Below are 19,733 nucleotides of genomic sequence, written 5' to 3'. Positions count from 1 at the left end.
CCATTGCCCGATTCTCTATCTTCTCTTTGTATCTTTTTTGCCTCTCCCAAATACTCACGGAACAATTTCAATCGCGCCTCAAGATCATCTAAAAGTTTTTCTTTTTTCATTTGACCCGCGCCCCCTGCAGCTCTTTTTCTGCCCATCGAACCGTGTTTTGAAGCCTCATTGCCATTTGCAATAATTCGCCCTGGCTCGGTTCGTCTTTCCACATAACGTCATCGGACAATTTACCGACCTTCACGGCCAACCAATGACGGAAGAAGAAAAGACCATCACCGAACGCCCAATAGTTGATAACTGCGTCCTGAGCACCTTCCAGCGATTCAAGGGCTTTTTGAAAAAAGAGGGGGTTTAGCCGGGCAACAATACCAATCGCCTTTTCCAGACGATTGGCCTTGTAGGCAAGTTTGAGCATTTCCAGCATGGCCGAACCTTGCTCATAGTCGGCGGCTATGGCATCGGCCTGGATCTTGTGACAGTAGTCCTGAAATATTTTTTCGACATCAAGGGCTTCATTCGCCCTGGTGATGGGTATCACCTTCTCGGCTGTGTTCATTGTTATTCACCAGTTTGTTATTGAGAGACAGTTGAAGGTAAAAAAGCCCGCCGCTAAACGGGCACCTCTCAACTGGTGAATTAAGTATGGTTAAGTAACTTACACATGTAAATATCTTACATATGTACAAAACTTCCTCATCAACTACGATAGGTAATAGAAAATTTCAATCGAAAATGGTTATAAAATGAGCAATTCAGCCCCGGAAATTATCCGAACAAAGGACTTTATCAAGCTAATTGAAGCCAAATATAACGCACCAACGACGTATAAAATGGCTAAGTTGCTCAATGTGTCCAGACAGGCCGTAAAACGCTTCAAGGAAGGAGAGATTATAAAGAAAGGATCAATAATGGTAAGGGTTGCGCAGTTATTAGACGCTAACCTTAGCTGGGTGGCCTACCACCTTTTGGCCGAGGAAGCCGAGCGGGACGGGGAAATGGACGTGGTGGAGTCGTTTGTGCAAACTGCACAACAGTATGCGCCTATTGGATTGGCGATAAGTGCCTGTTTTTGTTTGGTTTTCCTCCCCCTTTCCGGCCTTATTTAATACGACCAATAATATATATTATGCGCACTTATAATCTAAACCCTTAAACTTGGCTCTCTCAATCTAAGCATCTGAGTCTGCTGGGCATGGAGCCTTGCCAGCTGACTGCATACCCGGCAGTAACGGTTGATGGCTACTATCGGGTATGAAAGCTCAGACAAAAAGAGACCGTCTAGAGTTTGTATTTGTTGAGTTCTTTTTTACGCCACGCCTTCAGCTTCAACAAGCTGACCTTCGGATACTTCCTCAGGGGGAAGATCAGAGAACAGCATTTCCAGCTCTATCAGGTTTCTTCGCTCTTTATTATCCTTGGCATTCAACCAGGTTGAGTTGGTCTGGCGGCTCTGCTTCATAAGCGTTCCGTTACCACCTGGAACCCGGTTGCCCGGCGTAACCGTTATCTGGTCAGGCAACCAGGCATTTTCGCTGATTTTGAAAAGTAATACATGCTTGATGTTAGTAAGAGGCGTAAACAGCTTCGGTAACGTACAGGAGCAAACTTCTCCCTGTTCCCAGGAATCCAGCCAGTCACCCTTATCACGCTGGGCTGTTGATGATATTCCCTCTTCTGAGATCAGGACAACATAGACTTCACCATTAGTGGCGGCGTCTTTTTCTGCCGATGTATGGATATCCACCTGAAAAACATCCGAGGCAGGCTTCATTCCTGGAGCCTTGCCATCCCCGAATGGAGTCAGGGAGTAAGTTTTTGAGCTGTTCTCGAAGAAGTCGCTCTCAGGCATGACATCGCTTTTATAAATGCGCCCAGTCAATTTGTTTGTCAGATACGCCTGATATCCGCGCCACTTATCGCTGCTGTCATTATGAATGGTTATTTTTGTGAGGGTATGGCTGCTGTTAAGATTCTTGGTACCCAGAGAGAAAACGTCCGCATGCCCTTTCTGGAAGTCGTTATAGCTTGAGTCAAGTTTTAGCCGCTCATCCTTAACCAGTGTTCCATTAGCATCCTCCCCTTCAATGGTCAGGTACATTTTTCCGTCTTTGGTTGAAGAATCGCTTACTCCGGAAGTAACCAGAATAAACTCCCAGTCCAGGCCGTTACTTTTTAGTGTCATTGTCAGGCTCCCAAATCAGGCAGAAATTGCCTGATTTGGATGTTAACGCAAATAAATGAAATATTAACTACCCTGTCCAAATACGATTTTACCTTCCAATTGGATGACCCGAGGCCTCAGCTACTCTTTCTACATCCATTCTACTCATCGATGTGTTTCTTTACGTAACAGTTCTGTTACTCATTGCCGAAATATGAATGGGTTGCTACCAGAAATTTGCCAGAACAGTAGAAAACTGTCTAATATTTATTCTGGTATAGCAGTCACCAGAACGGTTGTGCAGACTAGCCTCCAGCCAATCGATGTAGAAAGTAAACGACGGTACTAGCTGACGACCACCCTGAAAACCAACCAGAGAAGAGAAAGGTAACTGCCAATGACTTTGAAAGGCCTTGTTAAACTGACCCAGCTGATGCAGGAATACCCACTGACCGTGATTCAGTGGCAGATCCTGCTGGTTGTTGCGGAAAATCCCGGTGAAACCATCACCGACCTGGTCAACGAAGAGAAGCTGACCTGTGGTACACCCAGCGATATCGCCGTCAGCGTAAAGCGCCTGGGCGAAGGTCGCCATGACCGGCCAGGTCTTGGGTTGATCAAGAAAGTGCAGCATGAAGACGACGGTCGCTATTTCAAGCTGACACTGAGCGCCAAAGGCAAAAAACTGGTAGAAAAAATCAAGCAGAAATCACGCTACCTGAAATGATCGCAGTGAGTGATCGGGCTCAGTATTGCTGATTTCTGTCTTTCCATAGACGTTTACTGCCAGTATTAAGCTTGAGCCCCTTTACTTGATCTCTTAACAGGGATGCCCCTTTTCCCACTTCGCTTTTCCCTCTTATGACAGGTTGCGGCTCTGGTAACCAAGTCTGCTCCTGAAACATTAACCTCACCCCTTTCAGCCTCCTCCGCAAGGCTGCTATCTCATACTGAACCTTTCAAATTCAAACTGCCCCTACCCCTCTGGCCCTGACGCAGCCTAACGATGCCGTCCCCCCTCTTGCGTTTTAGCTGGCGAGCCTTCTTGCCCCTCTTTTCCCCCTCTTTTATCAGAAAACCAATAATTACTACCGGTAAGTTCAGTTACCGGTAGTAATAAACAAATTATGAATACCATTAAGACCAGTGCTATAATACTGGTATTATCAGTATTTAGAACAATGGAAATACCGCCAATGAGCGAAGATCAGCAGGATTTACAGCGCAGAGAACGGGTTTTCAGAATTCTGGATGACCTCAAGGAGAAGGGAGAACGGATCAATGCCGACAAGGTGGCCCGGATTGGAAAAATGGGAAAGCAGACTGTGCTGCCCTACTACAATGAATGGCGTTTCCTGGGAGACTTGGATCAGCAACAACAGATTGAGCTGCCTGATGATCTGGTTCGGGTATTAAAAAGAGGCATCGCCAGCTGGAAACATGAGCTAGGCGCCCAGAGCCGGGAATTTGAAGAGAGCGCCAATCAGGAAATCGATCAGCTGAAACAGACCGTTCACCAATTGTTAGAGAAAAACGAAGCCCTGGAGAGCCAACTGACATCCACTGAGGCGAATTACCAGCAATCCCAGTCATCCATCAGCAAACTATCCGAAGAGATTCAGGAAAAAGACCAGCAGATTGCCGCCCTGAAAGCAGAACTGTCCGCTGAGAAAAACCAGAACACTCACTGGCAGAAAGCGCTGACCTCCCAGCAAGAAGACCATCGTGATGCACTGGAAAACATGGAAAAACAGCTGGACCACCGTTATCAGGAGCAACTGAACCACTGGATAGGCGTTGTTGATGATGAGCGAAGACAAAAACAGAACCTGGAAAAAAGCAGTCTTCGCCTGAACGAAAAAATGGAGCAAACACTAAAAGAAAACAACGAACTCCAAAACCGGCTCGAGAACAAAACCAGAGCCCATCTGGAAGCCTGTGAAGACCGAAACCAGTTCAGAGAACTTCATGAACAGGCAAAGGCGGGAATAACCATCCTTGACAAGCTGACTATTTTACTGGATTGCGAGGAAACCGCCCTTATTACCGGTGTCAGGGAGCTACAAACCTCTGCCAACAAGGCCACCCTAACTCGCCAGCAACTCGACTCTTCGGAAAAGACCATCAGCGAACTAGAATCCAAACTGAAGCAAGCGGAGAATAAAGCCCTTTCTCTATCAAAGGTGGAACTGGAGCTGGAAAGAGCCCGTGGTAAGGCAGAAGCCCTTGAAAAGGCACTGCCTACCACCCAAACCCACCACCAGAAAGGCGCAGGAACCCACAAGTGAACCAGACACCTGCCCTCCTTGCCTCAATATTGCCTGCCCTGCCCGCTCAGCAGCCGGAATCAGCCCATGAAAACCTGATGGGGGCACGTAATGACAGCGATGCCCTGGCCCTGTTTTTGAACAAAGCAGGCACTCGATCCGACGAAACGCGTCGGCGCTATGAGCGGGAAACCACCCGGTTTACGGCATTTTTGTACCTTGAGTTACATCTTGGCTACCAGGCTGTGCGCCTTAAACACCTTCAGGCTTACCTTCATTTCATTCAACACCTGCCTGAAGCCTGGCTGAACCCGGGAATTTTACCTGGCCAGCCTCAGCGAGCCCTGTTTCGTAGCCCTGTAAAACCGGGAAAAAGCACTGATCAGGTGATCGACGTCCTATCGGCTTTTTTCTCTTTTCTCGAGCGCAATCGCTACATTCTCGGCAATCCTGCTACCTCCCTTGGCCGATCCGGAGAAAAACATGCCCGGGGCCACTCTGTCATCCGCTACTTCCACGACAAAGAGTGGGCTTTTGTCAGCCAGTGCCTGAACACCCTGCCTGTTGAAACAGCAAAACAGGCCAGAGAAACCGCCCGCACCCGGTTTATCCTGTCCCTGGGTTACGGGCTTGCCCTGAGAGAGTCTGAACTCACGGGACGCAGCTGTGCCGACATTCACCCGGATAATGACGGCAGCTACTTTCTCAGCGTACTGGGCAAGGGCAGAAAACGAAGAAGCCTCCCACTGAACAACAATATTCAATGGCAAATTCGCCAATACCGGCAGCTCCAGGGCTATGACGGACTCCATGGAGACGCTTTTCCACTGGCACCAAGAACACGAAAAGCGAGCGGCCGTATCAGCCCACTCTCCTCCCGGGGCCTTCGCTTCTGGTGGCGATCCTTTATGGATTATTGTCAGGCCCAGGCCAGCAATGAAATGGCAGCACGGCTTCAGGAAATCCCCTTCCACGGTCTACGCCATACTGCCCTGACCCACCTGGCCCGAAAAATGGATATTGAGGATCTGGCCATTTTTGCCGGTCACGACTCCATCAATACCACCAGTCAGTATTACCATGCCGAAGCCCATCGACTAAAGAAGATGGCTGCCGACCACCATATCTAATAGGCTTATTAATACCCGTCGCAGGATCAGGGACGATCATGAAACACTGCCATGGCTGCAAAAAACCGGTTCGGGGGACAGCCCTCAAAGCGCTGGGTAACCGCTGGCACCCTGGCTGTTTCAAATGCATGACCTGTAGAAAACCCTTTGCCGGAAGGCGCTACATCGCTTTCGGCAACAGAGCCTTTCACCTGAATTGCCTCAAATGCCCTGGCTGCAGAAAACCCATTACCAGTGAGTACATAAAGCACGACGGCATGCCCTGGCATCCGGTCTGTTATAAGAAACAAACCGCCCCTCTGTGTTCAGTTTGCCGAAACCCTCTCAGCCGACACTACCTGGTGGATTTCTGGGGAAATGCCTTCTGCAACACTCACTCCAATTATTCCAACTGTTCCAGCTGCGGTCGCGTTGTCTGTGAGAACCTCACAGGCGGCGGCATGCAGTACCCGGATGGCGTGGTTATCTGCAACCTGTGCGGATTAAGGGGGATAGCGACCCAGGAGCGGGCCGACAAGCTGATGACCGAAATGCGCTCAGCTCTGGCGTCTGTTGGCCTGAAATTGAACTCAACTCAAACCCCGGTACAGCTGTGCGGGCGGGATGAGTTGAATGAAGCCAGCCGACACGACTTTCATGACAACCGCCCTATTCTGGGCATGGCCCGATGGACCATTACCCGCCGAAAAAAACAGGTACTTGCCCGCAATTTCAAAGACATACTGATTCAAATCAACCTTCCAGAAGAGCATTTTCGAACCGTTGCCATCCATGAGTTAACCCATGCCTGGTTCTTTTACAATTATTTTGAGGATCTCCCCCTGGAGGTAGAAGAAGGCATGTGCGTTCTGATGGAGTATATCTGGCTAAAGAACCAGAAAACCAAAGATGCCCGGTATCGGAGAATTCTGATCGAGGAGAGCCCTGATCCTGTTTATGGTGATGGGTTTCGTGCAGCCAGGGACTCACTGAAGCTCATGCCCCTTAAAGTACTGCTTGAATTTATAAGGGAAAAGAAGAAATTCCCCACCAAATGGGGAGCTTTCTTTTATCATTAAACCGAAAAAGTCATCGCTGCATGATTACCTTGAACTTTTCTCACTAAAATCAATCTATAACCACTCTTTTGATAACCTCTCCACAAGAAAGGAGTTTTTACTATGCTTGCCAGCGCGCCACCACTGGGTTCCAGTTACTACCAGCATTCACCCATGTCAAAACAGGCCTTAGATAAAATTAGAGAAGTTAATGATTCCGGCTCGGCAAAAGAAGCTCATATGAAAGAAATCGACCGCGCTTTTTCACTCGGCTTCCAAAATGTGCTGAATGATCCTGATGGATACGGACAAACACAGAAGACATTACAAAACAGAATCGCATTTAAACTTTCAAAAGAATTACAAGAAGCTTATGACCGGGGCTATGTGGCCGGACTGGTAGAGCTGGGGATGGCCAATGTGGGACCCAGCAACTGCAGACAAAGACTTAATTCATTAGCTCAGAATAAAGAAAGTGCAATTTTGGAGGTAGAGCAGAAGCGACCCAAAAAAAGTTGTCTTGAACGATTATGCACTATTTTATAATCTCTAGTCGCATGATTACCAAGGGATACTGACCTGTCTGTAGTAGTCACAACCTGACCTGACACTGACCAGTCCATCGTCGCCTGTACCGTCAGGTCATATTCAATCAACCTCTAAATGGTTATAAAGGTATTTTAAGAGGAAAACAGCTTTTCCATGACTTTTCTTCCTTCTTCTTCATCCTGGGAGTCAGTCAAAAAATCATGACAAAGCGCTTGTTCAACCGTAAAACGCTGCTTTGCATCAGGATGAAGCAGTCCATTCACAAAGTGCTCAAATGAGCTGGTATACCCTTCCGCTCGATGACCCGGATTACTGGCTACGCATTCATAAGCATGTGTAGCCAGTACAATAAGCGAGCCAAAAAGGCGTCCTTCTTTTTCCAGTTTTACCTGAGCCTCCTGATAATCTTTTTGACTGAGAGTGGAGTCTTTGCCGATTTTCTCAAATGCAGACCATTGCTCATTTTCTTTATGGGTTTCACTGCGTTTTTTCATCGCCTGCCAGATTCTAAAGCCCATTATGGCCCGCTCATTGACCCCAATATCATCAATCACCGCTCCGGCCGTATAGCTTTCGGTTTTACTCGAAGAGGACTCCCCCATGGCAAAAGCCAGTTGCCCAACACCATATACATCCACAGAAGGTGAAGCTAAAAAGGATGTACCCGCCTCCATAGCGGCATAAACCTGCTTGGATGCGTTCAGTTCATTCCCAATTGAAACAGGCTCTCCTTTATGGGCAGCGGAACCAAAATCTATCCATTTAACCGTCAGACCGTTATCTACCAGCAGATTGTTCGGTTTAATATCATTATGGGTCACCCCGCAGGCCCCCAGATGGGCAAGCCCCTGCAGCATCTGCTTCAGGATACTCCGGGAGGCACTCCAGTATTGAGGAGCAGTAATTTCATTATTCTCATACATGGATCGCAACTGCTTTGTAACCTCTCCCAACTCCTTCCCCTCAACATAATCAAGAACCAGACCGGTTTCCCCGCCAATGGTGTGAAGGCCATAGGAGTTCACGATGTTTGCATGACCTGGAAGCTTTCCCATAATTGCGGCTTCCTGCTCCAGCTGCTTCATGGCACTTTCACTGGTAGCGGTTTTAAACACAAGGCCAGCAGGATGACTCTCTTTTTCGCCCTGCTCATTCAGGAGGTGAACGGCACCAAAGGTACCCACCCCCAGCCTCTTGCCAATAGACAGAGACTCCACGGGAACCGGAAGCTTGGCTGCAGCCTTGGTCGGCCCGGTAGCTCCACCGGATTTAGGCATAGGGCTGGGTGTTTTGGATTTTGACAATAAAGAGGTCGAAACAGAAGATTTAGAGATTCGCCGGCTTCTGTTTGACACTCTCTGGTTGGTATCTTTCGGCTTCAACACTCCCTTTAAAGAAAGGTTCTCACGGGATCTTTTCAATGATACTGGAGAGACAGTATAGTGTTTAAAGGCTTTTTTTACCGGTTCCGGTTCTGCCCCCTTATTCTGTTCTGTAGTTACTATGCCTATGCTTCTTTTCAGATTTGAACCACCACTCAACGAGTCCATGTGAGCCCCCTGTTAAAATCATTATTTTCTTGTATTGAGAATAGCTACTTGCCTGGCTTGGCAATAATTTATAGTGGGAAAGCCCCTTTCTCAGGCTCTATCGTTATTTTATGGCCTGAGGCGAGCTGTACTTCTATTGAAGGAAAGACATAGAGACAGGATGTATAGGCGGATTAATAGCCTGTAACACACCAAATCCCTAAAACCGACTATACCACTGAAGCGCTTATTAACGTTAAAAAAAAAGCCGGGCAACCCTGTGGCTGACCGGCTTTTATTGGAGGCGGGCACCGGAGTCGAACCGGCCTAGATGGAGTTGCAGTCCACTGTATAACCGCTCTACCAACCCGCCATTAACTTTTCAGATACTTTAATGGTGCCCGAGGCCGGAATCGAACCGGCACGATCTAACGATCGAGGGATTTTAAGTCCCTTGTGTCTACCAATTTCACCACTCGGGCAGCATTTTCATACTACATTCTACAGTCATAAAAAAACAGGCATTGGCCTGCATTTTTAACTGGAGGCGAGTACCGGAGTCGAACCGGTCTAAATGGAGTTGCAGTCCACTGCATAACCGCTTTGCTAACTCGCCTTAAACTGGAGCGGGAAACCAACCTTGGTAAGGCTAAGTTTCACGCCAGATGCAGAACTCACTGCATCTTGTAATCTGGAGCGGGAAACGAGACTCGAACTCGCGACCCCAACCTTGGCAAGGTTGTGCTCTACCAACTGAGCTATTCCCGCACATCAAAGCATTTAACGGCCACCTTGAAAAGCCGGAGCGGGAAACGAGACTCACTCTCTATACTCAGGCGACCCCAACCTTGGTAAGGTTGTGCTCTACCAACTGAGTTATTCCCGCGTCATCTTGTTCCTAGACGACGCCGCTTGTCTGTTTGCCGCCGCCTGAACACGAAGCGTATTTTAGGTTTTTTTGTTTTGATGTCAACCGCTTTCATTCCTGTTGGTCAGGTTGACTGAAGGGAGACAGCTCTGGCCAGGCCGCCTTCAGGTAAACAATCATGGACCACAGTGTCAAAATCGCAGAAAGGTACAGTAGTCCCAACCCCCCGTAACCGATCCAGGATTCCACAGGAACCGGGGAAAGAAGCATCAGGGTAATCGCCGCCATTTGCGCCATGGTTTTTGCTTTGCCGATCATGCTGACCGCAACACTGGTCCGCTTACCCAGCTCCGCCATCCACTCCCTCAGTGCCGAGATAACGATCTCCCGGCCAATAATGATCAGGGCCGGCACTGTCACCCAGAAGACCCGGAACTCATCCACCAGGAGGCAAAGAGCAGTGGCCACCATGATTTTATCCGCCACCGGGTCAAAAAAAGCGCCAAAGGGCGTCGTTTGATTGAGCCGTCGCGCCAGGTAGCCATCAAACCAGTCCGTCGCTGCCGCAAAGGCAAAGATGCCGGCACAGGCCTGATAACTCCAGCTGAACGGCAGGTAAAAAATCACGACCAGAAAGGGCACAAGAATAATACGGGTCAGCGTCAGAAAATTAGGGACGTTCATAATCAGCCTTAACAGCCATCACTCAAGAAATTGGCATCAGGAAAGTTTCGCACCATACGGTACACAGTAGCAGCGGCATTGCGCAAGGAGCCTGGTCAGTCATTATGTAAAAAATCGTGGATCTGCTGTGCCATTTTCTGACTGATGCCTTCCACTTTTCGAAGTTCGTCGACGGTAGCACTGACCACCCCCTGGCGTCCCCCAAAAAACTTCAGCAGAGCCGAGCGGCGCTTACTGCCCACTCCCGGTATATCTTCCAGTACGGAGCGATTTCTGGTCGCCTGTCGTCGCTGACGGTGCCCGGTAATGGCAAACCGGTGAGCTTCGTCACGAATCTGTTGAATCAGCAGCAGTGCCGGTTCCCTGCCCTCAGGATTCAGTTCTCTGCCATGGTAAATCAGGGTCTCCAATCCCGGCTTGCGGGTGACGCCCTTGGCTACCCCCAGCAGCGGAATAGCCAGGCCCAGTGTCTCCATAACCGATTCAGCAATAGACAACTGGCCCTTGCCGCCATCAATCAGAATAACATCCGGCCTTTGCCCCTCCCCTGCAGGCATTTCAGTCAGCTTCCGGTAGCGCCGTGTCAACGCGGAGCACATCGCCCCATAATCATCACCGGGCTCAATACCCGTGATGTTAAACCGCCGGTATTCACTTTTCATCGGGCCTTCAGCACCAAACACCACGCAGGAAGCCACGGTAGCCTCGCCCATGGTATGACTGATGTCAAAGCACTCCATTCTGGCGATGGTCTCCAGAGACAGCAACTGCCCCAGCTGGCTGAGACGGTCCTGGACATGGGTTTTGCTGGCCAGCAATGCCTCAAGGTTCTGGCTGGCATTTTTATTGGCCAGGGACAACCAGTTGGCCCGCTCAGTGCGAACCCGGTGCTTTATTTTTACCTTCCTGCCTGACACCCCGGCAATGGCCTCCTCCATAATCTCCGGGCGTTCCAGGGCGCAGGGCGTCACAATTTCATCAGGAAAGTTCCGGCTGTCGGACAGCCTCACATAGAATTGCGCCATAAACTCTTCCAGGTAACTTTCCCGGGTGGCCTCCAGTTTAAAATCCGGCGTGTAATGTTTATGCCCTAGCACCCTGCCCGAGCGAATAAACAAAACATCAAAACAGAGACTGCCCCCCTGCTCCGCATAGCCAATCACATCCACATCCCCCGCAGCCCGGGTAACCGACTGCTGCTCCTGAACGGCGCGCAAGTGACTGATCTGATCCCTTATGGCTGCGGCCTGTTCAAAATTCAAATCCTTTGCCTCCTTTTCCATTCGGCGGATCAGGGACCGGATCAGCTGCTGGCTTTTCCCTTCCAGAAACTGCCGGGTATCCTCCACATCCCTCTGATACTCTTCAGCACTGACGAGACCTACACAGGGTGCCTTGCATCGGTTGATCTGGTGTTGCAGACAGGGGCGGGTCCGGTTTCTGAAATAACTGTCCTGACACTGTCGCACCTTGAACACCTTCTGCAAAAGATGAAGGCTCTCTTTCACCGCGCCGCCACTGGGAAAGGGACCAAAATAATGCCCTTTCTTTCGCTTTCGCCCCCGATGGGCATCAATACGAGGAAAGTCTTCGTCTTTGGAAAGGTAGATATAAGGGTAGGATTTATCGTCCCTGAGCAGAATATTGTAAGGGGGTTTACGGTCCTTGATCAGGTTCTGCTCCAGCAGCAGCGCCTCGGTTTCCGTGTGGGTAACCGTCAGCTGAATATCCGCAATTTTACTGACCAGGGCCATGGTTTTGGTGGTCAGCCCGGTGGCTCGAAAGTAACTGGCAAGACGATTTTTAAGGTTACGGGCTTTGCCGATGTAAAGCGTTTTTCCCTCTTGGTCCCGCATGTCATAGACGCCGGGACGAGTCGTGGCTTTCGCCAGAAACGCTTTATGATCAAATCCTTTGGACGAATCGCTATCAGTCATCAATACACCGAGGATAAGCTGGGAGGGTTCATACCCTGGCCCGGGTAAAAAGCCATTATATCCCGATGCGGTGACTCGAACGAGTCAACATGGATCTGGCAACACCAGAGCCTCTATTGAATGGCTTCCACCAGATCGTGCCGGATGGCCAGGTGAGTGAGCTCGACATCACTGGTGATGTTCAGCTTTTCAAATAGACGATAGCGGTAACTGTTGACGGTTTTCGGGCTGAGGCAGAGTTTGTCCGAAATCGCCTGAACCTTTTCACAGTTAACAATCATCAGGGCAATCTGCATTTCCCGCTGAGAGAGCTGACTGAAAGGAGAGGCACTTTCCGGTTCGATGGCTTTCAGGGCCATCTGCTGGGCTATATCGGGGGAGATGTACTTCCGGCCGGAATAAACCGCCCGGATCGCCGAGACCATTTCCGTGATATTGGCGCTTTTGGTGACATAGCCTGAGGCACCTGCCTCAATCAACCGGGCAGGAAACGGGTCATCCATGCAAACGGTCACGGCAATGACTTTGGCACCGGCCTTCATATGACAAATCTTACGGGTGGCTTCCAGACCGCCAATTCCCGGCATACGGACATCCATTAACACGACATCCGGAGTATGCTCCCGGAATTTCTGCACCGCATCCTCGCCACTGACGGCCTGGGCGACAATTTCTATCCCTTCAACATCAGCCAGCATGCGTGAGATTCCCGTTCTCACCAGATCGTGATCATCAGCAACCAGTACTCGTATCACTGTCTACTCCGGAAGGCATTATTATTCTTACTTGATTAGGATTATGCACAGAGTTGAGCCACCATGAAAGCGTAAAAACGTTTCACCCAACCAAGAAAAACAGAAGGTTACAAAAAAAAGGCAGTGGATTGATACCTCGGAGAGATATCAAAAACCACTGCCTTTTTATACATGACTGAAACGGCCTGCAGGAGTTAAAGCTTCGCTTCCAGCTCTGGAACCACCTCAAACAGGTCTGCCACCAGACCATAATCCGCCACCTGGAAAATAGGGGCTTCTTCGTCTTTATTGATGGCCACAATCACTTTACTGTCTTTCATTCCCGCCAGGTGCTGGATGGCCCCGGAAATACCCACGGCAACATATAGGTTAGGCGCCACTATCTTGCCAGTCTGCCCTACCTGCATATCATTGGGGACAAAACCGGCATCCACCGCCGCCCTTGAAGCACCCACTGCAGCCCCCAGCTTGTCCGCCAGTTTATACAGCAGCTCAAAGTTTTCCCCATTGCCCATGCCACGCCCACCGGAAACAATGACCTCGGCAGCGGCCAGTTCAGGGCGGTCAGACTGAGCCAGCTGCTCAGACACAAAGCTGGAAAGGCCTGCATCATGATCACTGGACACCGCTTCAACAGTGGCAGCCCCACCTTCAGCAGCAACAGGATCGAAACCGGTGCTGCGAACGGTGATCACCTTGACCGATGCACTGGACTGAACCGTGGCAATGGCATTACCCGCATAAATAGGCCGGGCAAAAGTATCTTCACTGTCTACCCGGATAATATCCGACACCTGGTCGACATCCAGAAGCGCAGCCACTCTCGGCATCATATTACGGGCATCCGTGGAGGTGGAGGCCAGAATGTGGCTGTAATCTTTACCCAGCTCAGAGACCAGCAGGCTGACGTTTTCCGCCAGCTGGTTTTCATAGGCGGCGCTCTCTGCCAGAAGTACTTTGGCAACACCGGATACAGCGGCTGCTTCTTCAGCAACCGAAGAACAACCGGTACCGGCCACCAGAACATGTATTTCGCCAGCGCTTTTATCACTGATGGCGGCTGCCGCAGCCACCGTATTCAGGGTTGCCGCACCAAGGCTGGCATTATTATGATCAGCAACGACAAGTATGGCCATTAGATCACCTTCGCCTCATTTTTTAATTTTTCGACCAGCTCATCAACACTGGCGACCTTGATACCTGCCTGACGCTCCGCAGGGGGCTCTACCTTCACTGTCGTGATTGTAGACGACACCGTCACACCCAGCTCTTCAGGCGTTCTGACATCCAGAGGCTTGCGCTTGGCTTTCATAATATTCGGCAGTGACGCGTAACGGGGCTCATTCAGACGCAAGTCTGTGGTCACTATGGCGGGCAATTTCAGGCTCAGCGTCTGCAGACCTCCATCCACCTCCCGGGTAACACTGACCGAGCCCTCTTCCAGGCTGACTTCAGAAGCATAAGTGCCCTGAGGCATGCCACACAGCGCCGCCACCATCTGGCCAGTCTGGCCATTGTCACTGTCGATGGACTGCTTGCCCAGCAGTATCAGATCGGGCTTTTCTTCATCCACAATGGCCTTCAGCAATTTTGCCACGGCCAGAGAACCCGGTGCTTCATCCGTCTGTACCTGTATTCCGCGATCGGCCCCCAGTGCCAGGGCGGTACGAATCTGCTCCTGGCACTCTTTAGGCCCCAGGGATACAGCAACGATTTCAGTGGCCACGCCCTTCTCTTTCAGTCTTACTGCTTCTTCAACAGCAATCTCACAGAAAGGGTTGATCGCCATTTTGACGTTGGTGAGGTCGACGTCGGTGTTATCCGCCTTCACTCGAACCTTGACGTTGTAGTCAATGACTCTTTTGACGGCTACTAATATTTTCATGGGTTCGCAGCCTTCCCTTCTCGTTATTGGCTAGATCTTGAATGATTGGACAGATCACGAACAACCGGTTTCGGGAACCAGACAAATGTTATTATCATTCAGCAACCTGTGTTCACACATCTGCGCATGCGCAGTCTACCAGCACGTCAATAAGGGTTCAAACGTATGTTTTAACTAGTTCATACAAACGATCTCCCAAACCAGTGATATCTGTTACTATACGACCACGTTATTTCACACTCAGGCCAGGTTCAGATTCAATCATTGGCCAAAGACGGCAAACTGAGTATAATGCCGAAAAATTCAAACGCTTGTTTGATTTTATCTGAATACAATAACACTCCGACAGGGAGGAGCTCATCATGGAACGCGAATCCATGGCATTTGATGTGGTCATTGTGGGTGCTGGCCCTTCCGGTCTGTCGGCTGCCTGTCGTTTAATGCAGCTTGCTCAGGAACACAGCCAGGAAATCACGGTCTGCGTCGTGGAAAAAGGCTCTGAGGTGGGTGCGCATATTCTCTCTGGTGCCGTTTTTGAGCCCAGCGCCCTTAACGAACTGTTCCCTGACTGGAAAGAGCGTGGCGCCCCCCTGAATACGCCGGTTTCCGCCGATGATATCTATGTTTTACGCTCTGAGGAAAAAGCCATCAGGGTTCCCAACCTCTTTGTGCCCAAAACCATGCACAATGAGGGCAATTATATTATCAGTCTGGGCAACCTTACCCGCTGGCTGGCAGAGCAGGCCGAAGCCATGGGCGTCGAGATTTTTCCCGGGTTTGCTGCCCAGGAAGTCCTCTTCAACGACAATGGCAGTGTTAAAGGCATTGCCACCGGGGACATGGGGGTTTCCGCCGCCGGAGAAGAAAAAGACAGTTTCATGCCCGGCATGGAGCTTCATGCCAAATACACTCTGTTTTCCGAAGGTTGCCGTGGGCACCTGGGCAAACAGTTGATCGGTCATTTCAACCTGGACGAAGGCCGGGACCCTCAGCATTACGGCCTTGGTATCAAAGAACTGTGGGACATTGACCCGGACCAACACCAGCCTGGCCTGGTAGTACATACCGCAGGCTGGCCTCTCGCGGAAAGTGGCTCCACCGGCGGAGGCTTCCTTTATCATCTGGAAAACAACCAGGTGGTACTGGGGCTGATCACCGATCTGAGTTATTCCAATCCCCACCTCAGCCCGTTTGAAGAATTTCAGCGCTTCAAGAAAAACCCGGTGATCCGGCAGTACCTGGAAGGCGGCAAGCGGGTGTCTTATGGTGCCCGGGCCCTGGCCAAAGGTGGCCCCCAATCCCTGCCGGAAATGACCTTCCCCGGAGGCCTGCTGATTGGTTGTGATGCCGGGACCATGAACGGCGCCAAAATCAAGGGCTCCCACACCGCCATGAAATCAGGTCTGATTGCCGCAGAGGAAGTATTTAAATCACTCAGCGGCGGTTCTGAAGGCGGAGAAAAACTGGAGAGTTTCAATCAGGCTTATCAGGCGTCATGGCTGCACAAAGAGTTGCATCAGCAACGGAATTTTGGTCCGGCCATGCATAAATTCGGCAATATTTTCGGGGCCGCTTTTGCCTTCACTGACATCAATATTTTTAATGGCAAACTGCCTTTCACTCTGCACGACACCCAGCCGGACCATGCCCAGCTGAAACCTGCCGCTGACTGCAAAGCCATTAACTACCCCAAACCCGACGGCGTTCTCACCTTCGACCGGCTGAGCTCGGTATTCCTCTCCAACACCAACCATGAGGAAGACCAGCCCTGCCACCTGAAACTGGCGGATGCCACCATTCCATTGAAACAGAACCTCTCTTTATACGATGAGCCAGCCCAGCGTTACTGCCCGGCAGGCGTGTATGAGATAGTGGCGGACGAAGAGAGCGGTGAGCAGCGGTTCCAGATCAACAGCCAGAATTGTGTCCACTGTAAAACCTGCGATATCAAGGATCCTGCCCAGAACATTACCTGGGTAGCTCCGGAAGGTGCCGGAGGACCTAATTACCCCAATATGTAAGTGCGACGAGAGTCGCCCTTTCAGGGTGTAAGCACTTGAATGTAAAGTGCTTACACATCCACATTTTGAATGGATGATTGACTGGCATGTGCTTTAATATCCAGCCTCTTTTTGGTGTCGTACGGCAAGCACAGTGGTTAGATCATTCTCAGTGCGATATAGAACAACGTAGCCACTGCTCCCGAAATCAATCGGCCATTCTCTGAATTCTGGCTCCATACCGTCAATGGGACGACCGACTTCAGGTTGATGGGCTAGAATTTTAACGCCCGAACGTATTGCTTTGATAGCGCGACTGGCCGATTTTTCATCCTTCCTGGCCAGATACCGGTTCAACCGTTGAACGTCTCTCAGGGCAGAAGGGGACCAGATCAGTCGTGACACTCAGGAATCTCCACATCTTCGCCGGCTTCGAGTTTTGCCAACCATGCGTCTGCTTCTTCAAGCGTCAGATGCATACTGTTTTCCTGATAGCTTTTCCAGGCATTAAGGGCATCCTGTTTGAACGCTTCCTTTTTCTCCTCGCAAGCTACGTAGTGACGAATAGCCTCACACATAATCCAGTGGGCAGAGCGTTGTCTGGCCTCGGCTAAATTCTTAACCCTCCTTTTCAGGTCTTCATCAAGCTTTACTGAGGTGACCATCTATCTCTTCCTCCTTGGGTTACTAAAAGGTAATACCTATTAATACTAGTCCATGCACCTCAGCATCTCCACCACACACCCCATTTTTTGCCATTTAAGCCCCCTGAGTCCACGCTTGTTTACCGTATTTTCCTGAAATCGACAAAACAGTTGCATGGCCCGTAACCATGAGAAACTCACATAAAAAAACACGTAACCCACTGAAAACGAGGCCGAATTTTACGCCTGAGGAAGCTCCGAAACAGTGTTTCCATACCCCGAAATGGCCAGCAACTTCTCAAGAGAAGCCGCTGGCCTTTCTTCTTACTAGGACACAGCCTGCCAGTTGGCAGCAATCACAGGATTAATCGGATCACGGGTTTCCTGGGGCAAATGGGCATCTCCCGCTGGCGGTGCTTCAAAAGCGGCCATGGCATTCACCAGATTATCCACGGCATTGGCGTACAACACCGAGTCCGCCGTCCGGATTTCATCCAGTTGCTGGGCCGATTCCAGGTACCAGTCCTGAACCGTAATCTGGTCATCGGAACCAATGACATCAATTAGCAGATCATTTCCTTCACGCATGAACCAGAGACTCTCCTTCTCCAGAGCGGCTAACTGCAATACATCCAGATCATCCAGCGTATTGGAGAGGTTGTTGATGGTATCGATGCCATCACCCGCGTTGAAGTGGTAGGTATCATCACCATCCCCACCCATCAGATAATCATCACCACCGTTACCATAAAGCTGATCGTCACCGGCACCACCATCCAGCAGATCAGCATCCGAAGACCCCAGGACCACCTGAGCACCCGCCTGACCGGCCAGAACGGTGCCAAACCCTCGCTCATCGGGCAGGTTCTGGTAATCCGGCGAACCGGCTGGATCAGGGTTGGCCAGGCCAAAGGCTCCAAAAATCTGATCCGCCGTCAGCTGACCGCCAGAAGCGAAGGTAATGGTATCCACCACATGGTCACCACCCAGGAACCAATCTTTGAAAGTGACCTGGTCGGAAGCACCACTGACTTTAAGAATAAAATCGTTGCCGCTTTTCATCAGCCCGCTGGAGATCTGATTAAAATCAACCCCATCAAAGTGCAGGGTATCAGCGCCGCCCCCGGCATTGATGATTACGTCCTGGCCGCCTCCGGCATTGACCACATAGGTATCATTACCACGGCCGCCCACCAATTGGTCATTCCCGGCTCCACCATTCAGGGTATCTGCACCATTACCCCCTTCCAATTGATCATCTCCGGCATCTCCGGTGAGCACATCATCACCGTTAAAGCCCTGGATCAGATCCTTGCCGGTACCTCCCGCAAGTTGTGCATCGTTGCCTGTTGTACCCTCAACAACCGTATCAAAAGACGACGATGGCGTTGGAACCGGCAAGCCGAAGGCTCCAAAAATCTGGTCAGAAGTGATTTCACCACCGGAATCAAACACCAGGGTTTCTACCACATGTTCACCACCCAGGAAGAAATTCTTCAACGTGACCTGGTTCGGGCCTCCCGCTACCATCAGAATCAAATCATCGCCGGACTTCATCAGCCCTGAAGCCACATCGTTGTAGGCAATGGAGTCCACGAAGCGAAGCACATCCACACCGTCGCCAGTGCTATCAATCACATCCTGCCCTGAAGAGTATACGTAGGTGTCATTACCACTCCCTCCTACATAGTGGTCATTGCCACCACCGCCGGTCAGGGTGTCATCACCGGAGCCTCCCAACAGAATTTCGCTGGCATTGGTGCCGGTTACCTCATCATTTCCGCCCAGTCCCGGGGTGGGTGTTTCACCGTTATCTCCGGAACCCGTGTCAGTGCCGGTATCCGTACCGGAACCATCGGTTTCTCCACCGTCCGTGCCACCGGTTTCACCGCCACTTTCTCCACCACCGGGAGCTGGCAGTTCCGTAATCAAACCGGCAAAGTCTGCAGCGGCAATGGCATACCCGCCATCGGAAGGCTGCACGTAGCTGATGGCCTTCTCACCCCCAAGAAAGTGATCTTTAACCCGCACCTGTTGCTCAAGGTCACTGTCCAGGAGAATGATCAGGTCATTGCCTTCCTGATGAAAACTCAGGCGACTTCGATCAATACCGCCATTAAACAGCACCCAGTCGGTACCGCCGCCGGTGGCATCAATTGTAGTAGTTCAGACCTGATCTGACAGTCACCGATTTTTCAGAGGGTGTCTGTCAGGTCAAATTCAGGCTACAAATTTTTCCTTCCAGATCTCTTTGCCATCTATCAGAGTTTCCATTGGCGTTCTT

18 protein-coding genes and 5 tRNA genes are annotated in these 19,733 nt (G+C 50.5%); 7 read left to right on the top strand and 16 right to left on the bottom strand.

Annotated features, from left to right (window positions below; genetic code table 11):
* Nucleotides 1-106: 106 nt before the first annotated feature.
* Nucleotides 107-559, bottom strand: a complete 453-nt coding sequence (locus tag ACNRUY_RS21740) for a hypothetical protein (RefSeq protein ID WP_488113761.1) — start codon at nt 557-559, stop codon at nt 107-109.
* A gap of 187 nt (nt 560-746) precedes the next feature.
* Here ACNRUY_RS21740 and ACNRUY_RS21735 point away from each other — a divergent pair, with 187 nt between their 5' ends.
* Nucleotides 747-1,109: a hypothetical protein gene (locus ACNRUY_RS21735; RefSeq protein ID WP_488113760.1), complete on the top strand. Its 363-nt coding sequence runs from the start codon at nt 747-749 to the stop codon at nt 1,107-1,109.
* 200 nt (nt 1,110-1,309) lie between these two features.
* On the opposite strand, the gene ACNRUY_RS21730 is transcribed toward ACNRUY_RS21735, so the two are convergent.
* Nucleotides 1,310-2,185 carry a PLAT/LH2 domain-containing protein gene (locus tag ACNRUY_RS21730; protein ID WP_488113759.1) on the bottom strand — a complete coding sequence of 292 codons (876 nt, stop codon included), beginning with the start codon at nt 2,183-2,185 and terminating at the stop codon, nt 1,310-1,312.
* Nucleotides 2,186-2,561: 376 nt separating this feature from the next.
* Between ACNRUY_RS21730 and ACNRUY_RS21725 the strand changes: the two genes are divergently transcribed.
* From ACNRUY_RS21725 to ACNRUY_RS21705, 5 genes are all read left to right on the top strand, one after another.
* Complete coding sequence (locus ACNRUY_RS21725; RefSeq protein ID WP_488113758.1) at nt 2,562-2,891, top strand: MarR family winged helix-turn-helix transcriptional regulator; 330 nt, start codon at nt 2,562-2,564, stop codon at nt 2,889-2,891.
* Nucleotides 2,892-3,360: 469 nt separating this feature from the next.
* Nucleotides 3,361-4,452 (top strand): DNA-binding protein, encoded by a 1,092-nt coding sequence (locus tag ACNRUY_RS21720; protein WP_488113757.1) that lies wholly within the window; start codon nt 3,361-3,363, stop codon nt 4,450-4,452.
* Complete coding sequence (locus tag ACNRUY_RS21715) at nt 4,449-5,561, top strand: tyrosine-type recombinase/integrase (protein ID WP_488113756.1); 1,113 nt, start codon at nt 4,449-4,451, stop codon at nt 5,559-5,561. Before ACNRUY_RS21720 ends, ACNRUY_RS21715 begins: the two co-directional genes overlap by 4 nt.
* A 38-nt stretch (nt 5,562-5,599) precedes the next feature.
* A complete protein-coding gene (locus ACNRUY_RS21710; protein WP_488113755.1) occupies nt 5,600-6,619 on the top strand; it encodes a protein DA1 in 1,020 nt (339 codons plus the stop codon).
* A 102-nt stretch (nt 6,620-6,721) separates the two neighbouring features.
* Nucleotides 6,722-7,144 (top strand): hypothetical protein, encoded by a 423-nt coding sequence (locus ACNRUY_RS21705; protein ID WP_488113754.1) that lies wholly within the window; start codon nt 6,722-6,724, stop codon nt 7,142-7,144.
* Nucleotides 7,145-7,278: 134 nt separating this feature from the next.
* Here ACNRUY_RS21705 and ACNRUY_RS21700 read toward each other — a convergent pair whose 3' ends face one another.
* From ACNRUY_RS21700 to ACNRUY_RS21650, 11 genes are all read right to left on the bottom strand, one after another.
* A complete protein-coding gene (locus ACNRUY_RS21700; RefSeq protein WP_488113753.1) occupies nt 7,279-8,424 on the bottom strand; it encodes a protein kinase family protein in 1,146 nt (381 codons plus the stop codon).
* 551 nt (nt 8,425-8,975) lie between these two features.
* Nucleotides 8,976-9,049 (bottom strand) — tRNA-Cys (locus tag ACNRUY_RS21695).
* A 22-nt stretch (nt 9,050-9,071) separates the two neighbouring features.
* Nucleotides 9,072-9,158, bottom strand: a tRNA-Leu gene (locus ACNRUY_RS21690).
* A 60-nt stretch (nt 9,159-9,218) separates the two neighbouring features.
* A tRNA-Cys gene (locus ACNRUY_RS21685) sits at nt 9,219-9,292 on the bottom strand.
* Between the two features lie 76 nt (nt 9,293-9,368).
* Nucleotides 9,369-9,444: transfer RNA gene (locus ACNRUY_RS21680), tRNA-Gly, on the bottom strand.
* 36 nt (nt 9,445-9,480) lie between these two features.
* Nucleotides 9,481-9,562: transfer RNA gene (locus ACNRUY_RS21675), tRNA-Gly, on the bottom strand.
* A gap of 93 nt (nt 9,563-9,655) precedes the next feature.
* Nucleotides 9,656-10,228, bottom strand: a complete 573-nt coding sequence (pgsA, locus tag ACNRUY_RS21670) for a CDP-diacylglycerol--glycerol-3-phosphate 3-phosphatidyltransferase (protein ID WP_488113752.1) — start codon at nt 10,226-10,228, stop codon at nt 9,656-9,658.
* Nucleotides 10,229-10,323: 95 nt separating this feature from the next.
* The gene (uvrC, locus tag ACNRUY_RS21665) at nt 10,324-12,165 is read right to left on the bottom strand and encodes an excinuclease ABC subunit UvrC (RefSeq protein WP_488113751.1); all 1,842 of its coding nucleotides are present in this window, start codon (nt 12,163-12,165) and stop codon (nt 10,324-10,326) included.
* Between the two features lie 113 nt (nt 12,166-12,278).
* A complete protein-coding gene (uvrY, locus tag ACNRUY_RS21660; protein ID WP_488113750.1) occupies nt 12,279-12,920 on the bottom strand; it encodes a UvrY/SirA/GacA family response regulator transcription factor in 642 nt (213 codons plus the stop codon).
* A 194-nt stretch (nt 12,921-13,114) separates the two neighbouring features.
* Nucleotides 13,115-14,056, bottom strand: a complete 942-nt coding sequence (locus ACNRUY_RS21655) for an electron transfer flavoprotein subunit alpha/FixB family protein (protein ID WP_488113749.1) — start codon at nt 14,054-14,056, stop codon at nt 13,115-13,117.
* Nucleotides 14,056-14,805, bottom strand: coding sequence for an electron transfer flavoprotein subunit beta/FixA family protein (locus ACNRUY_RS21650; RefSeq protein WP_488113748.1), 750 nt, complete (start codon nt 14,803-14,805; stop codon nt 14,056-14,058). Before ACNRUY_RS21650 ends, ACNRUY_RS21655 begins: the two co-directional genes overlap by 1 nt.
* Nucleotides 14,806-15,167: 362 nt before the next feature.
* On the opposite strand from ACNRUY_RS21650, the gene ACNRUY_RS21645 reads away from it, so the two are divergent.
* The gene (locus ACNRUY_RS21645) at nt 15,168-16,826 is read left to right on the top strand and encodes an electron transfer flavoprotein-ubiquinone oxidoreductase (protein ID WP_488113747.1); all 1,659 of its coding nucleotides are present in this window, start codon (nt 15,168-15,170) and stop codon (nt 16,824-16,826) included.
* Between the two features lie 93 nt (nt 16,827-16,919).
* On the opposite strand, the gene ACNRUY_RS21640 is transcribed toward ACNRUY_RS21645, so the two are convergent.
* The 3 genes from ACNRUY_RS21640 to ACNRUY_RS21630 all read right to left on the bottom strand — a co-directional run bounded on the left by ACNRUY_RS21640 (nt 16,920) and on the right by ACNRUY_RS21630 (nt 19,576).
* Nucleotides 16,920-17,210 (bottom strand): type II toxin-antitoxin system RelE/ParE family toxin, encoded by a 291-nt coding sequence (locus tag ACNRUY_RS21640; RefSeq protein WP_488113746.1) that lies wholly within the window; start codon nt 17,208-17,210, stop codon nt 16,920-16,922.
* Nucleotides 17,198-17,470, bottom strand: coding sequence for a CopG family ribbon-helix-helix protein (locus tag ACNRUY_RS21635; protein WP_488113745.1), 273 nt, complete (start codon nt 17,468-17,470; stop codon nt 17,198-17,200). The genes ACNRUY_RS21640 and ACNRUY_RS21635 overlap by 13 nt, the downstream gene beginning before the upstream one ends.
* 306 nt (nt 17,471-17,776) lie before the next feature.
* Complete coding sequence (locus ACNRUY_RS21630) at nt 17,777-19,576, bottom strand: calcium-binding protein (RefSeq protein ID WP_488113744.1); 1,800 nt, start codon at nt 19,574-19,576, stop codon at nt 17,777-17,779.
* Between the last annotated feature and the right edge of the window lie 157 nt (nt 19,577-19,733).

It is taken from the genome of Endozoicomonas sp. Z74, assembly GCF_057680865.1.
Note: the sequence above shows the minus strand (reverse complement) of the source record. Positions and strands in the feature narration are given on the sequence as shown.